This window comes from Simiduia litorea, from assembly GCF_042853465.1.
Classification (GTDB): domain Bacteria; phylum Pseudomonadota; class Gammaproteobacteria; order Pseudomonadales; family Cellvibrionaceae; genus Simiduia; species Simiduia litorea.
This window is the reverse complement of sequence record NZ_AP031497.1, coordinates 3,735,289-3,751,241: the sequence shown is the minus strand read 5'-3', so window position 1 is coordinate 3,751,241 and position 15,953 is coordinate 3,735,289. Positions and strand designations below refer to the sequence as shown.

General features: G+C 50.2%; 10 protein-coding genes. 6 read left to right on the top strand and 4 right to left on the bottom strand.

Features of this window, described 5'->3' with window-relative positions:
• Positions 1 to 51: 51 nt before the first annotated feature.
• Positions 52 to 507, bottom strand: coding sequence for a DUF4124 domain-containing protein (locus tag ACGHTT_RS16710; protein ID WP_390592101.1), 456 nt, complete (start codon positions 505 to 507; stop codon positions 52 to 54).
• Between the two features lie 549 nt (positions 508 to 1,056).
• Here ACGHTT_RS16710 and ACGHTT_RS16705 point away from each other — a divergent pair.
• Positions 1,057 to 2,175, top strand: a complete 1,119-nt coding sequence (locus ACGHTT_RS16705) for a site-2 protease family protein (RefSeq protein WP_390592100.1) — start codon at positions 1,057 to 1,059, stop codon at positions 2,173 to 2,175.
• Between the two features lie 6 nt (positions 2,176 to 2,181).
• A complete protein-coding gene (locus ACGHTT_RS16700) occupies positions 2,182 to 3,213 on the top strand; it encodes a DUF5107 domain-containing protein (RefSeq protein WP_390592099.1) in 1,032 nt (343 codons plus the stop codon).
• A gap of 25 nt (positions 3,214 to 3,238) precedes the next feature.
• On the opposite strand, the gene ACGHTT_RS16695 is transcribed toward ACGHTT_RS16700, so the two are convergent.
• Positions 3,239 to 4,021 carry an SIMPL domain-containing protein gene (locus tag ACGHTT_RS16695; protein WP_390592098.1) on the bottom strand — a complete coding sequence of 261 codons (783 nt, stop codon included), beginning with the start codon at positions 4,019 to 4,021 and terminating at the stop codon, positions 3,239 to 3,241.
• A gap of 390 nt (positions 4,022 to 4,411) precedes the next feature.
• On the opposite strand from ACGHTT_RS16695, the gene hppD reads away from it, so the two are divergent.
• On the top strand, positions 4,412 to 5,494 hold the full coding sequence (gene hppD / locus ACGHTT_RS16690; RefSeq protein WP_390592097.1) for a 4-hydroxyphenylpyruvate dioxygenase: 1,083 nt from the start codon (positions 4,412 to 4,414) through the stop codon (positions 5,492 to 5,494).
• 91 nt (positions 5,495 to 5,585) lie between these two features.
• Here the strand turns inward: hppD and pbpC are convergent, their stop codons facing one another.
• Both pbpC and ACGHTT_RS16680 read right to left on the bottom strand, forming a co-directional pair.
• On the bottom strand, positions 5,586 to 7,973 hold the full coding sequence (gene pbpC, locus ACGHTT_RS16685; RefSeq protein WP_390592096.1) for a penicillin-binding protein 1C: 2,388 nt from the start codon (positions 7,971 to 7,973) through the stop codon (positions 5,586 to 5,588).
• Positions 7,974 to 8,027: 54 nt separating this feature from the next.
• Positions 8,028 to 12,920, bottom strand: a complete 4,893-nt coding sequence (locus tag ACGHTT_RS16680; RefSeq protein WP_390592094.1) for an MG2 domain-containing protein — start codon at positions 12,918 to 12,920, stop codon at positions 8,028 to 8,030.
• Between the two features lie 294 nt (positions 12,921 to 13,214).
• Between ACGHTT_RS16680 and ACGHTT_RS16675 the strand changes: the two genes are divergently transcribed.
• From ACGHTT_RS16675 to ACGHTT_RS16665, 3 genes are read left to right on the top strand one after another with little or no spacing between them, the layout of a single operon-like run.
• Positions 13,215 to 13,796: an NADPH-dependent FMN reductase gene (locus tag ACGHTT_RS16675; RefSeq protein ID WP_390592093.1), complete on the top strand. Its 582-nt coding sequence runs from the start codon at positions 13,215 to 13,217 to the stop codon at positions 13,794 to 13,796.
• A gap of 39 nt (positions 13,797 to 13,835) precedes the next feature.
• Entirely contained in the window at positions 13,836 to 15,044 is a 1,209-nt protein-coding gene (locus ACGHTT_RS16670; protein ID WP_390592091.1) for a dipeptidase, read from the top strand.
• Between the two features lie 14 nt (positions 15,045 to 15,058).
• On the top strand, positions 15,059 to 15,943 hold the full coding sequence (locus tag ACGHTT_RS16665) for a hypothetical protein (RefSeq protein ID WP_390592090.1): 885 nt from the start codon (positions 15,059 to 15,061) through the stop codon (positions 15,941 to 15,943).
• Positions 15,944 to 15,953: the final 10 nt, after the last annotated feature.

Here is a 15,953-nt window from a genome sequence, read left to right as displayed (position 1 = left end):
GAGTTTAAAAAGCTTTTTTTTAATCCAAGTTTAAAGTCCAGTACTCTACGTTTAGATGCAGCCCCTCTCCTTCAAATCTTCGCCTAAGTTATTGATAAACTCGGTTTGTTGTTTTTCTGTCATAGAACTGCCATCTGGATTGTCTAAATAGTAACGTTTTGGGCGGCCGTTGCTTGAGAATTGTTGCTCGGTAAAAGCGCGGTACATGGCTAGGTCATCTTTACAGGGGTCATATTTCTTTTTAGCCGTTTTTGATCTACTTTCTGTCTCGCTTGCGGCTTGCGCTTTGGCGCGCGCGGCGTTCTCGGTTATTGCCTTGCCTCCCTCCATAATATTTGTCGGCGCAATGTCAACTTCGCGTGCGGCTTTCTTATCTAAAGGCTGGTCGCTGTAGTGGGTTTTACCGTTGGCATCAACCCAGGTGTAAATAGCGGCCTTAGTATCAAGATGATAAAGGCTGAAAAATGCCAAAACTGAGAGGGATAGCCCCTGCAACTTAATATTCATTTGCCGGTTCCGAGCGTTAGATGTGTTTCGAATTTTGCCATATTTTCTCGGTTGTTAGCTAGATTTCATGGTCAAACAGTTGAATGTGGGGTTTGAGGTCGTCATTGGTTATGTTTAAGGCGTGTTGAGGATAGAATGCGATCTGACGGCCTAAACTGTTATTTTAACGGTGAATTTCCACACTAAAGTTGGAACTACACTGAGTTAACGAAACCGTCATTTAGTTATGTCAAATCCATCGAAAAATCTGTTTATTAATTGGCTGCTCCCCAGCAGCTGCTCGGTATCCGCTTCGCAGAGCAGGATGTTTGGTTTGTGGGTTTGAGTTCTTGCTCGCTGTTGTTGCCTTCCGCTCAAGTGATCTTTAATTACCTTTAACGTATCTTTTCGAGCCAATGGGGCTCCCGTGTTGGATTTGTTGTGTGGCCGTCGATGAGTTGAGCATAGGCTTGTCCACCAAAATTTTCACCGTTAGGCACAAGTCTTGGTTATCTACCTGGGTACGGGCATAATTGGCGCCTTGGTTGGGATTGCGGAATAGAGACGGTTGTGGAATTACTTAGGATAGATGTATTGGGTCAATCATTGCGCTTGGAAGGCTCGATGGCGGGTTGGCAACAGCTGTTTTTTGGCGGTGTTTTGGTTTCGGAGCTGGCCGCTTCTGCGGATGACACCATTGCGCGTAGCCACAAGTTCCGGCTAACCGAGGCGCGCCCAGTCGTGGGCTCAGAGCCGCAAACGGAGTTGCCACAGGAAGTTGAGGTTCGGTTAGATGTACAGCTTAGCTGGCAACCCTTCGCCTTCAGTTACCGCATTTTGGTGGATGGTGAAGAATATACAACTGGCCAACGCACTAGCAAAGATATTGAGCAGCAAGTACCGGAGCAAGTTGTAGACCAAAAGCCGAAATTTAGCCTAGTGGGCTTGGGCTTGTTGGGTTTTAAATTACTGAAAAGCGCCAAGATTATTAAGGTTGTGTTGGCCGGTGCAAGTATAGCGGCTTACTCTTGGTTTTTTTCGTTTCAGTTTGCCATTGCCTTGATCGCTTGTCTTGTGGTGCACGAGTACGGTCATATTCGCGCAATGCGCTATTTTAATATGCCGACCAAAGGCATTTATTTGATTCCATTTTTTGGTGGTTTAGCGGTCACCGATGGAAAAATTAACACCCGTTGGCAGGATGTCGTCATTTCCATTATGGGACCGATATTTGGCTTGGGCATGTCGTTGCTTTGCCTGCTCCTGTTCGCGCTTACCGATAATATTTTCTTTGCCGGCCTTGCGGTTTTTAACGCGCTGTTAAATCTATTCAATTTGTTACCAATTCTGCCGCTCGATGGCGGCCACATCTTAAAAAGCATTACCTTTTCGATGAACAGTAAAGTAGGCTTGGTTTTATGCATGCTTGCAGCTGCGTTAGGCGTGTGGTTGAGCTACACCTTGGGCCTTGCCCTGTTGGGTTTTTTGTTGATTGTTGGCAGTTTAGAAATATTCGCAGAGTGGCGCGGTCGACACCAAAGTCATTTGCTGCCTTTGGATAGATATGGACAAACATTTGCTACCGTTTGGTATCTTATTACGGTGGCGAGCTTTGTGTCGATTATTTGGTTCTTTGCAGGATCTGGTGATGAGCTTTTAAGCTTGCCCCTGAAAATACTTCAGAGTTAATGCACTATGAAAAATAAAAAACAGCAGGCCCTAGAGTTGATTCATGTAGATGGTTTTTCGGCCTTTACATTAACCAATGACCGAATGTCGGTAACAGTGATTCCCTCCTTGGGTGGGAAAATCATCAGCCTGCAGTCTAGGCAGACTGGCGTAGAATGGTTGTGGCGCAATGAAGCGCTGCCCTATCGGCCGGCCTGTTATGGCGATAACTACGTGCGCGCTCATGACACGGGAGGGATTGATGAATGTGTGCCAACGGTCGATACCTGCAGACTGCCCACCTCGGCCGGTATTTGGGGTGGATCGCTGCTGCCCGATCACGGCGAAATATTCTCCCAGTCTTGGCAGCTCATCAATGCGGTTGTAGACGAGCAAGGCACGGCGATATTGCACTTAGAGGTACAGGGTGAAGCCTTACCCTACCGGTTTCAGCGCATGATGCGATTGCCCGCAGGTGATGCCGACCTCGAGTTAGAGTATCGAGTTGATAACAAGTCTTCGCACCCCATGCCGTTTTTTTGGTGTATGCACCCCATTATTAATATTTTGCCGGGCATGACTCTGCATCTACCCGCTGGCCAAAAAATGCGTACGGCTTGGTCCAGCGATGTGGCGCCGACCATTCGTCATGAGTGTTTTGAATGGCCGGTGACCAAATTTGGTTATGATATGTCGAAAGTTCCAGGTGAAGGTGTTCCCGCTTTTGCGGCGAAAATTTTCACCGATGCCAAGCTGCAGGCTGAGCGCGCTGGCGAGCCGGTTCAGGTGGGATTGGAGCGACCTGATTCGGGCGAAAAATTAACCTTCGCCTTTTTGCCCGAGGAAGTACCTCATCTGGCTCTCTGGCTTAATTATAATGCGTGGCATGGTGCCGGAAAGACACCTTATTTCAATTTAGGTTTCGAACCCACTAATTCCAATACCGATAGTTTGGCGGAGCAAATGAAAGCGGGTGATGAAACGGTGATGGTGGCGCCAAATGATGCCAAGCTGTGGCGTCTCACGTTGAATTTAGCAATCGGCGAGCCTGCCAAGTAAGTTTGGCAGGCTTAGGGCCTTAGGCTTAATTGACTCTGAATTCTACTTTTATTCGCGCAGTGTATTTTATTTCATCAAAGGAGCTTGCGGGGTTTACTGGCTCGTACTGTCGCCTCGACGAGTAGCTATCGCTTTTGACTCTAACACCCGTGACGACAATTTCTTCAAGCTGGCTGGCCCCTTCGGTTGGTAAACCATCCGAAACAGACTCGTCAAAGGACAGGGGTGTGAGTTTTATGCCCAGTGTGGACTCGTAAAAAGCCTTTTTTTCCATTACTTTTTTCAGTGCTAAGGTTTTCACCTTTTGGCTAACGTCTGTTTTTTTCGAGTGTTCAAATTGAGTGCCGGATAGCACCACCTCCTTATACTGGTCGGAAATGTTGGCAATGTTTTGTAGTGAGGCTTCCTGCTCAATTTTAATCGACATACGATTTACAACTTTATAGCTGCTCGGCTCTTTGCCGAACCAACCAAACTCTGGTGACGAAGAGAATTTGGAGTTTTTGATGTCGTTGGCTGCAATGCCCTGTGCCGTCAGTTGGGTTCTTATGTTGTTGCGCAACGCAGCGTTTTTTTCCAGTGCGCTGCCAAGGGTTTTTTCTTCCGTGGTAACTAGCAAGTTAACGATGGCTTGATCTGAGTAGGCCGTTTCTTCGGCGCTATCGCTGATAAATAAGGTTTGGCTGCTGGGGTGTAGAAAGCCTTTGAGCTCTTCTGGGCTGCCCTTCAATTCCGGCGCCGCCTGTAATGCCGAGGTGAAGGCAAAACATACCAAGGTGAGTAAAACGCTAAGTCGTATTTTGTTCATTCTTAAATTCCATTTTGCTGTTTTAAACGTCGAGTGAACCGGCGTTAGGCCTCAAGTATCTACTAAACCTGCGGTTAAAGGCCATAACAAATCGGCTGTACCGCAGGGTATTAGGCTGCTAATGAGTGGGGGTGGGCAATGACGTTGTGTTGGGTAGTTAGCGTGGCGGCTTCTAGTCGTTTTCTTTTAAAAAGTGCAATGTGCGGGGGAAAGCTGGTGTCAATTCGCTAATACTTGATGGTATTGTTCTGGTTTTAGCGTTATTTAGGTTGAAATTGTCTTAAATGTGTTTCTAGGAGGGCGTATTAGGCAAAAAGCGTCTTTACCGATGGCTATACTAGCGTCAATCTACGCGTTATTTACGCACGGCTGACTAGTGAGGAGAGAAACATGGCTGATTTATTTGAAAACCCTATGGGCCTTGATGGCTTTGAGTTCATCGAGTTCGCCGCGCGTGAAAAAGGCGTTCTCGAGCCGGTGCTCGATATACTCGGCTTTACCCATGTGGCCAACCACCGCTCTAAAGATGTCACCCTTTGGCGCCAAGGCGGTATCAACTTTATTGTCAATTACGAGCGCAAATCGCCTGCCGGTTACTATGCCGAAGAGCATGGCCCTTCAGCTTGTGGTATGGGTTTTCGGGTTAAAAATGCGCGCGAGGCCTATGACTTAGCGCTGAAAAATGGTGCCCAGCCTATTGATATTCCCACTGGGCCGATGGAGCTGCGCTTGCCGGCTATCCGCGGTATTGGCGGAGCAATTTTATATTTGATCGATCGTTATCAAGAAGGTGCATCTATCTACGATATCGATTTTGAGTTCATCGAAGGCGTTGATCGCAACCCCGAGGGTTGTGGTTTTAAGGTTATCGATCATTTAACGCACAATGTGTATCGTGGCCGCATGGCTTACTGGGCCAACTATTACGAGAAGTTGTTTAACTTCCGTGAAATCCGTTTCTTCGATATTAAAGGCGAGTACACCGGCTTAACCTCCAAGGCGATGACCGCACCCGACGGTAAAATTCGCATCCCGCTCAATGAAGAAGCCGGCAGCAACGGCCAGATTGAAGAGTTCTTAATGGCCTACAACGGCGAAGGCATTCAGCATGTGGCTTTCTCCTGTGATGATCTACCAGCCTGCTGGGATAGATTAAAGGCGCGCGGTATGCGCTTCATGACGCCGCCGCCGGAAACCTACTATGAGATGTTAGAGGAGCGTTTGCCGGGCCATGGTGAACCCGTGGATGAACTTCAGCGGCGCGGTATTTTGATGGACGGTTCTATCGAAAAAGGCGACCCACGTTTATTGTTGCAGATTTTCTCTGAAAATTTGGTTGGTCCTATCTTTTTCGAGTTTATTCAGCGCAAAAAAGATGAAGGTTTTGGCGAGGGTAACTTCAAGGCCTTGTTCGAGTCTATGGAACGCGACCAAATTCGTCGCGGTGTCTTGAAAACGGAAGAGAGCGCTTAAATAGCATCGATATAAAGACAAAGATTACAACGTTTAAAAAATCCCCGCCGATGAGCGGGGATTTTTTTTGCCCGCTGCGTAGCTCGGGCTGTTATAAAACGTTTATGGTGACGCGATCCAAATTTCCCGCATCGTCTATCACTACTATCTGTAGCACGCCTTTTTGCTTGAGCGTGTGGGTGACCACTTGCTGGGCATCTAAACTGTATTTACGAACGCCGTTAAAATACCAATGACGTTGGCCGGAGCCGCCAATACTGCTTAGGCTGATGCTTGGCTTTGTCTGCGAATTGTTTGCCGCACGGTAAATGTTGCCGTCGCTAATACCAATTATTTTTAGGCTACTGGCGTGAGTATACTGGCCATCGCAGAGGCTGTTTGCCGAGGGGATTTGTGCCGCTCGCGTGTATTGGTATTTTATCCAGGGCTCTAGTACCTTTGGCCAGAGCGCAACAGATACTCTCTCGCTCCGAGTTCGGTTGCTCTGTGGTTGGCAGCCAGTGCCTTTTTCATCGGCAGCAACTTGTCTTTTCCAAAACACAAACGGATTGCCTTGCCAGCTATCGCTGTCGGCTTTATGCCAGGTTGGCGGAATGACATCGTTGGCAATCCACGCCTTGCGGCGCTGATGGCAAAAACTCTGTGTCTGTTCTTCGTCCTGTTGAGTCAAGGCTGTTGGCGCTGTGCCGAGTGGCCAGCATATGTCTTGCTGAGAAATACCTTTGGGTTGTGTAATGTCGACGCGACCGATGCGCAAGTAGTCGGCCACGGAAAATAATAAGGGCGCTGCCGATTCTCGCCCACTGTGCCCCGGCAGTGCAGTGCCATCTGGCCTGCCTACCCAAACGCCAATGGTGTAGTTTGCGTTCACCCCGATTGCCCAGCTATCGCGAAAGCCGTAGCTGGTGCCTGTTTTCCAAGCCAGTGTTTGCTGCTGTTGCGTATGCGCTAAAGTGTTGAGTGACCCCGGTCTTGCGATGTCGGCTAGCACCTTTTGCGTTATCCAGGCGCTTTGCGGTGAGACGAGGTAGCGCGGTTGTTTTGGTTCGGTTAACTGCTTTTTTAAATAGCTCAGAGGTTGCACTAACCCGTGATTGGCGAACGCCGTATAACTTTGCACCAGTTGTTCAAGATTAGTGCCTGTGCCCCCCAAAATCAGCGATAGATTAGGCTCGTCGCCTGGGGTGCGAAGTTGCAAACCGGCGTTTTCGAGCTCGGTGCTAAAGCGTTTCGGACCGTAGCGATCGAGTAGCTCGACAAAGGGCATATTGAGTGAGCGCTGTAGGGCATTAGTAGCCGATACTGGGCCGATAAAACCGCTGTTGAAGTTAGAGGGGCGATAATCTCCCCAGCTGCGCGGCACATCGGCCAGTAACGACTCCGAATGAATCATGCCCGCGTCGATGGCCTTGGCAAATAGGAAAGGTTTCAGGGTAGAACCTGGTGAGCGAATGGCGGTGATCATATCCACGTGGCCAAAGCGCGTTTTGTCGGCAAAATTTGCCGAGCCTAAATAGGCTTTTACCGCCGAGTTACGATTATCCACCACTAAGATCGCCGCCGAAGTTTGCGCCGGAAAATTATTGATGGCGTTGGCCAAGTAATCTTCAAGGCTGCGTTGCAGCTCGCCATCGATGGTTGTCTCAATGGCGCGTTGGCCATTACCTTGTTGGACCAAGCGGCGCGCTAACAAAGGCGCGACTTGATCTTGCTGGGCGCGTAGCGCATAAACCGTTTCAAGTTTTGCGGCGGCAACTCTCGACGCCGACCAACGTTCAAATTCGCGTAATCTATCGAGCACTTTATTGCGCGCAAGCTCGGCAGCTCGAGGGTGTAAGTCGGGCCTTAAACGGGTTGGGGATTGTGGCAGCACGGCGAGTAAGGCGGCCTCGGCATCGGTGAGATTGTCGGCGGATTTATTGAGGTAGGTATAGCTTGCCGCCTGTACACCTTCGATGGTGCCACCGAAGGGCGCGATATTTAAGTAAAGGGTTAATATCTCGGTTTTACTCAGGTGCCACTCGAGTTGCAGGGTGCGAAACACTTGCTGCAGTTTGCCCATGAGGGTGCGTGAGTGTGGGTGCAGTAAGCGCGCCACTTGCATGGACAGGGTGGAGCCACCCGAGACGATGCGACTGTGTTGAATATTTAGCACCAGCGCTCGTGCAAGTGCTATGGGGTTAATACCTGGGTGCTGCCAAAACCAGCGGTCTTCGTAGGCGAGTAGCGCTTCGATGTAGCTAGGCGACACCTGCTCGAGCGTGACGGGGTAGCGCCAGATACCGTATTGATCGGCGAAGGCGCGCAGCGGTCGGCCCGATTCATCGACGAGGGTGCGAGCAAAGAATTGATTGTCGGTCGGCAGCTGTAACGGTAAGCATCGATCAAGAGTGAATAACAAAAGCACCAAGCTTGCGCCCAGCAATGCGCTGCGACGGAGTAATTGTTGCAACCTGCGGTTAGGTAAGAGCCTATACATTGGGCGGCTAATGCGCCGCCCCCAAACTTTCATGAGTTGCATGACTTAGTGATATTATTTCGCGACGTTTTTAATCGTAATGGCATCAAAGGTTTCACCTAAGCCTCTGCGCTCGGGGCGATACATATCTTCCACCAAGGGCGACGGCACTTGATAGCTGCCCGGCGTGACCGCGCGCATCAAATAAAACAGATGAGCGGCTTGGTAGTGGTTAACATCAAGCGCCGCGACGTAGCGATCATCGCGGTATTCTTGGTGCTTAAGCTGAGTGTTGTTGATCAGTTGTTCGAGCGGTTGCTGATCGATGCTGAAGTTATCCAGTTTGATGGCGCTGTCTAAATTTTGATTTTCTAACTCAAAGCCCGCGGGTAGTAAATCAACCACTAGCGCATCGGGCGTGCGCTTATCGGCGCTGACGCGAAGGTGCACTATAAACAGATCCCCGACAGAGACTTGATGTGGCTGCACCGGTTGCCCAGATTTGTCGTACCAGGTTCGCTCTATTTGCAAACCGTTGCTGTGCGCGGCGGGTTTGGTTTTACTGTAGCCACTGATCGTACTGGCGACAAAAATGGGTTTATCATTCAGTGAGGTGATACTAAAGCCTGAGATTAAGTCCGCACTGTTTAGATTTTTTTGGTAGCGACTATCTTGGTTGATCGCCGTTTCGGCTGCGCCCAGTATCACTTTGGCTTGCCAACTGTTGGCAAGGTGAGTTTGCAGCGAGATGCCGGCTAAAAATAACGCGTTGCGCTCCTGCGTGCTCAACCAGTCTTGGCTGCGCAGCTCTTGAGCCAAGGAAAAGCTCAGTGTGGCGGCTTCTGCCGTAAACAGATTATTTTCCAGTAGCAAGTGGATAACCATCGCCGTGTCGCGAATATCGCTGCCGTAATCGCCGTAGTATTGCCGGCCGGTGGTTTTGGTTTGCAGCCCCTCTTTGATGGCAGCATGGCCACGGGTCGCATCGCCCATGCGCAACAGCGCAAGCCCAAGTTGAACTTTCGCTAAACCGGTTTTTGCATGCGAGCGTTGGTTGTCGTGCAGCGAGCGTAGGGCGCCGAGTGGCGCTTGGTTTACTTGCGCTAGCACATAGGCGGCATAGGCTTTATAGGCAAAGGTGTAGTGCCGGCTATCTTCACTCCAGCGCTGGTCGACGAAGCTGCCGGAGCGACTGATGTATTGCGTTAACCGACGCAGGGTTTTATCAATCAACTCTGGTGCCACGGCAATACCCGCAGCCCTCGCATTCAATAAAAAGTCGGCTACATAGGCTGTGAGCCAGTGCTCTTCACTGGAGCTGTTGCTCCACAAGCCAAAGCCGCCGTTGCTGAGCTGCATGGTGGCGATGTGATCAATGCCTTTTTGGATCATGTCAAAGCGCTTGGCGTCTTCGATGACGGGTAAATGAAAGCGCTGCTGATTTTCTCTGCTGGCAAAGGTTAAGGGGTAGGCGCGACTGCTGGTTTGCTCTAGGCAACCGTAGGGGTAGGCGAGCAGATTTTGCAGTTGACTGTCGATATTTAAATTCACCTGCGCCGATGCGCTGACTGACGCTTGCACAGACTCGGGCAATAAGTGCTTTATCTGCTCGCCATCGAGTTGGAAGACGTCTTGGTTGTTCAAGGTTTTAGTGTCTTGTTGGACAACGGCTGGGTAGGCTGGTCGTACACCGAGTTGCCAGTGCCGCGTAAACGCCTCTGTTGCGTTGCCAGAAACCGTCAAAGAAATATTGGCTGCGCCGCTAAAGCCAGTGCCTTCGATGGGGAAGAGCAGTGTGGCCTTCGCTTTGTCGGCCAAGACGATGGTTTTCGCACCGGCCGACAGGTTCACCGGACCATCGGCGCTAAGTTGAATATCCAACGTTTGTTCGGCGCCACTTAAATTGTGCACATCAAGTGCGAGCGATGATGTGTCGCCCAAGGCGAGGAAGCGCGGCAGCGATAGTTGGGTGACAATGGGGGCGGCAACGGTTATTTCAGTTTCGCTATGGCCAAAGGCTTGATCGGAAAAGGCCACTGCCATGAGCCGCAAGCGGCCGTTAAAATCTGGAATCTGCAATGGAATACTGGCCTTGCCATTTTCGAGCTTAACCAAACCACTAAACAGCGAAACGATTTGAACCTCTGACTGAGGCTCCTTGCCGCCGCGACTGATATCACTATCGCCGCCGAAGCGTAGTTGCGCTTTTGCAGCGTTGCTCACATCAATTAAATTGCCATAGATGTCTCGGCTATCCACGTTGTAGCGTCGCTGGCCAAAAAAATGCGTAAAAGGATCGGGTGTTTGAAAATTGCTGATGCTCAACACGCCCACATCAACGGCGGCAAGCGTGACAAATACATTATCATTCGTGTTAGCGCCGCTCGAGCTTACCTCAAGCTCGACGTTATAGGTTTGCTCGGGCAATATTTTTTCCGCCACATCGAGGGATATTGCCAGCTTGCGCTCGCTGCGATCCAGCGCTAAGTGCGCTAAACCAAAACTGCGCGTGGGGGTGATAAGGTTTTTTTGTTGGCCGGGTTGCAATACCAGGGCGGTGACGTAGAGGTTGTGTTGGCGCCAGTTTTTATCGATAGGAATGCCGATAGTGGTGCCTTCTTTCCTGACACTGATGCGCTTCATCCACAATGGACCATCGGACTCCACCATAATTAGCGCTTCGCCGGCGTTTGGCGGCAAGATGTTTACTTGGGCAGTATCACCGGCGCGGTAATGTGCTTTATCCTGCGCGATAATGACTTTATCTGGGCGTGCTGCGGCATCACCGGACTGGCTATCTTGCCAGCGACTGTACCAATCGTACCCGGCGTAGAAGCGAATGCTGGTCATTTGGCCCGAAGCGGGGTCGCTGGCCTCTAGCCGATAACTGCCGTAATTAAGCGGTAATTGAATACGCGTCGGTTGCTCATCGGATAAATCAATCGTGCGGCTTTGTTCGACAAATTCTTTATCGGTCCACTCGTAGTGCCAACCTTGGTGACTGTCGTAAACCCAAAAATATTGCCTGTCTTCTTGGATCAGTTTTATGTCGATGTTGTTTGCGCTGGCGAGCGCGCCGGATAGAGATGCCTTCACCAGGTCAAAATTAACCCGGCTATTGGCCTCTGGATTTTTGTCGCCGAACTCCGCTTGTATACCCAGTAAATACTCGTGCGGCCAAACCAGGGTAGAAAAAGCACGCGACACGGGCCGGCCGCCGGACTCATATAAACTGCTGATCAGTTTTACTTGTAGTGGCGATTGTGCCGAGTGCCATTGGGATTCGATGTTGAGTAGTGCCTGACCTTGATCGTCGAGGTTAATATCCTCGAGGTCGAACTCTTGCTTTAGATTTGCTTCGTTAACATTGCCGAAGCTGTAATTTTTTAAGGCCTCGACTGGATTGCGCCAAGGTTTAACAAACACCTGAGTGCTCAAACGGTTGCCCGCCGCTGGCGCGCCGTAGAGGTATTCGCCTAATACTGGTACAGAAATGTCGTCTTGCGCTTGGCTGACGATGCGCTCGCCTTCAGTACTCTCTGCGTTGACGTTGAAGCTTAACTTCATGCGCTCGGGTAAAAACTCTTCCACCTTAAAGCTATAGCTTACTGGCTGCTTTAGGCTGCCGGTGACAATGAGTTGCCAGTTGCCGAGCATGGCATTGCTGGGTACTTGCCAGGGGTAGTGATAGTAGCCAGCTTCTTGCGCTTGCCACTTAAAGGTTTTAACGCTACTGCCATCTGGGCTGCGTAATTCGGCGTTCAGTACAGTTGCCGCCGCATGGCGGCCATCGCCGTCACGGATGAGGCCATTGAAATCGATTATTTCACCGGGGCGAAATAAATCGCGCGGCGTATAAATAAACAACTCCACGGGCAATTGTGGTCGTTTACCTAAGTCGAATTCGGACAGATCTAACGCGGGCTTGTGCACTTCAATGACCGAGTAGTGATCGCCTTGTTGCGCCACAATGAGCTGGGCATTCGCGTCTATCGGCGTGAAGCTGGCCAAACCGTCTGGGGTGGTGGTTCGCTCGCTTAACAATTTTGATTGTGCGTTCAATAGCCTAACGGTGACCGATTCAATGGCTTTGCCCGAATTTAGAGAGGATACATAAACATCGAGTTGGTTTTGGTATTGGCGGGCGTGAATGCCTAGGTCGGTAACGGCGAACCAGACTAGCTGCTTGTCATCGTACTTGCCCGCAGCGGTCATCACGGCGAGGTAGACGCCTGCGTCTTTCAGTGCTTTGTTGTTGCCTACATCAATGGTGCGTTGGGTGCGCGTGTTTTTATCGCCATCGAGTTGGTAGCGGCCGCTATAAACCAGCTGGCCCAATTGGGTCAGTTGGTCGACGCCCCAATAGTAGTTGCCGCGCTCGTGCATCTCTTGCAAAAAACGGCGGATGTTATCGCTGTCAATGCGAAAAAAATCGATGTTAATGTCATTCACGTTAACGCTGGAAATGGGCAGGCCGTTGCCGATGCCGGCACTTAGAAAGTTACCTCGGGTATCGAAATTAAAGCTGGGGCTTAAGTGCCGAGTGCGTAGCGAGGTAAAATGATTGCTCGCGAGGCGTTGGCCGTTGGCGGCTTCCAAGCCTTGATAGGTGGTGATGTCGTATTCGGTATTGGGCTCGGTGTAGGGGAACCAAACGGTTTTGCCGCTTTTTGATACAGTCCAAGCGCCGTCTACTAAGGTGCCGCCTTTGGCACTAATACTAAAATAGCGTTGGATGTTATCTTTTGGGTTGACCGGTACCGACAAGGTGACGGCAATGGCATTGCGGCCGTCTAAATCGCGCTCTGACACGTCTAGCACCGTCACGGGCGTATTTGGGTAATCCTTCTGCACCTGCGCCAAGTTGAAGGCCGCCTCAGGTTGTGCTGACTCGATGCTCGCCTCGTTTGACCTGTCTGGGTTACAGCCTAATAACAGAAGGGTTAAGAAGGGTAGCATCCATTTCATCGTGGTTTTCCTGAGGTTGAAGATTAACGGGGGAATCATAGCGGCTCATCGGGCTGGATATAAGGCAATTCGCTGATCAATTGTGATGAATTGTGGCCTATTCGATCCGTTTGCCGTACAGGCGAGCTTGGTCTAACCCGATATGCGCCCCGCGCGAGGGAAATAGTTAGCGTCTTGCGGCTTTAGCGTTGGTGCTTCCTTGTGCTTGAGTCTGCTGGCAAGGGTTAAATTGCAATTTTACTTGGCGTCAAAGTTCCTATAATTTGCATCTTTGTTATTTGCAGGCTCATTGTTATGAAAACCTTAATTATTGCTGCTAGTCAGCGCCAAGACTCTCAATCATCGCGTCTCGCCCGTATCGTTAACCAGCGCCATTTTGAAGGTGCGGCCGATGTACTGCATATGGCCGACAAGCCGTTGCCTGAGTGGGACGGTACCGGCTTCGATCGCGAGGACGTAAAATCGGTAAAAGCCCGTGTTAATGCCGCCGATGCGCTAGTCATTCTCGTGCCCGAGTGGAATGGCATGGCGCCATCGGCGATAAAAAACTTCTTTTTGTGGAATGGTTTAGCCGAGCTGGCACACAAGCCGGCGCTGTTGATTGCCGTGTCTGCGAGTGCCGGTGGTGCCTACGTGATTAACGAAATGCGCACCAGCAGTTATAAAAATAGTCGCCTCTTGTATATGCCAGAGCATTTGATTTATCGCAACGCCGGAGAGCTGTGGGTGAGTGACCAGCCAAGCAAGAGCGATAGTTATTTGTCGGCGCGTACAGAGTATGCGGTTAGTTTATTAAAAGCATATGCAGAGGCCATGAAACCTGTGCGGAAATTGGCACTCGAGAGCCTTGGTGAGTTCACCAATGGCATGTCCTAAGTTGCCATCTTAAACAAACATTAATAAGGCTGAGAGAATATGATGAATCATTTCACTGGTAACCTATTAGCGCTGTGCTTGATCGCCTTACCCGCTTTGGTTGTGGCTAAGGATTTTAGCGCGGAGGCCAAAAAGCTTGTGCAAAAATACCCTATTGTCGATGGCCATATCGATGTGCCACACCGTTTGCACGAAGAGTGGCAGGATGTAACCAAGGCGACGGCCGGTGGCGATTTTGATTACCCGCGCGCGCGCGCCGGTGGGCTGGACGCACCCTTTATGTCTATCTATATTCCTGCCGCAAAAGAAGGCAAGGGTGCAAAAGCGCTAGCGGATGTGTTGATCGATCAGGTTGAGGCTATTGTCTATCGCGCGCCAGACAAATTTGCCATTGCCCGCAGCGCTGCTGATATTAGACATAATCATAAAGCCGGCAAGATATCACTGCCTATGGGGATTGAGAATGGCGCGGCAATTGAAGGCGATCTGAAAAACATTCAACATTTTTATGATCGCGGTATTCGCTACATTACCTTGACCCATTCCAAAGCTAATCATATTTCTGACTCCTCCTATGACGACACGAAAATATGGAATGGCTTGAGTCCCTTTGGTGTGAAAATGGTAAAGGAGATGAATCGCGTGGGTATTATGGTGGATATTTCCCACGTCTCTGATGCCGCTTTTTATGAAGCCATTAACGTGTCGCAGGTACCTGTTATTGCGTCGCATTCATCGCTGCGTCATTTCACCCCCGGTTTAGAACGCAATGTCGATGACAAGATGCTGAAAGCATTGGCGAAAAATGGCGGCGTCATTATGATTAATTTTGGCAGCTATTTTTTGACCGATAAAGCGGTGCAGTGGAGCCATAAAGAAGATAAGGCAATGCAAGCCTTTGAAGCACTTCAGGGTGATAACTTAACTCTTGCGGCGAAGCAGCAATTTGAGCAAGCCTATAAAGCGCGCTTCCCCTATCCCTTCGCTAGCACCAGCGACGTTGCCGATCATATTGACTATGCTGTAAAACTGGTGGGTATTGATCATATTGGCCTGGGCTCGGATTACGACGGTGTGGGTGATTCTCTACCGGTGGGACTTAAAGATGTGTCTAGTTTTCCAGTGTTGGTTGCTGAGTTATTGAAGCGAGGTTACAAGGAAGCGGATATCGCTAAAATTTTAGGTGGTAATGTGTTACGGGTGATGGAATCTGTCGAGCGTTACGCTGCGCAGCAAGTTAAATCCTAACGTCGGAGCCTCCTATGGTGTCACAGCAATTGAAGCTTTGGCTTAGCGGGGCACTGGCTGCGAGCTTACTTTGTTTAGCGGTTGCCATTGCTTTTTTTGCTTGGCAGGTGCGACAAGCTGTTGCTGTGGTACAGACACTTGAGCCTTATTTACCTAGCTTGCTGGTAGAGTCTCAGGCTTGGCGTGGCGAAGTAGGCAAGGGCGTTGCACTGGCCGAGGTGGCGCTGCCGAAGGCGTTAGCCGAGGTGCATTCTGCGCAAGCCTATTTAAAGGAATTCACCCCGGCCACCTTGCAAGAAGTGGCGGCGGCGCGACAAAGCTTGGATAAGCAATTGCCTCTGGTGTTGGCGCAGCTCCAAGCACTGGACGCGCAATTACCTCAGGTTCTCGCCGAAGTTGCCGCTGTGCGTGCCGCCCTTCCCTCCGTGCTCGATTCGATTCCTCCAGTACTTGCTGAAAGTGAAGCCTTGCGCAAGGAAGTGCCGTTGATGCTAATGCAAGCGGAAAGTTTGGTGAATAAAGCCGGTGTTGCCGGTAAGCAGGCATCTGAGGGCGCGATTAAAGGCATGTTTAGTGGTGTTATTAAAATGCCCTTTGATTTTCTTCTTGGCGCCAGTGAATTGCTGATTGGTGGTGAGAAGCTTTCCGATACCGACATAGCGGCGATTACCCAAGCCGCCGATCGCGCGCTTCAGAAAAAGCAAGTTGGCGTGAAAGAACCTTATCAGGTAAAAACGGGTTTGTCGGGTTCGGTCACTTTCGTGTCTTGGTTTGAGCAAGATAATCAGCGTTGCGCAAAACTCAGCGTGTTCGGTGTGCGGAAAAATAAAAAAGGTAATACCGTTTTGTTTTCAGCTTGCCCGGACGGGAAGCAAGGCTGGCATTACCAGTTACTTTAAATTGAGATGA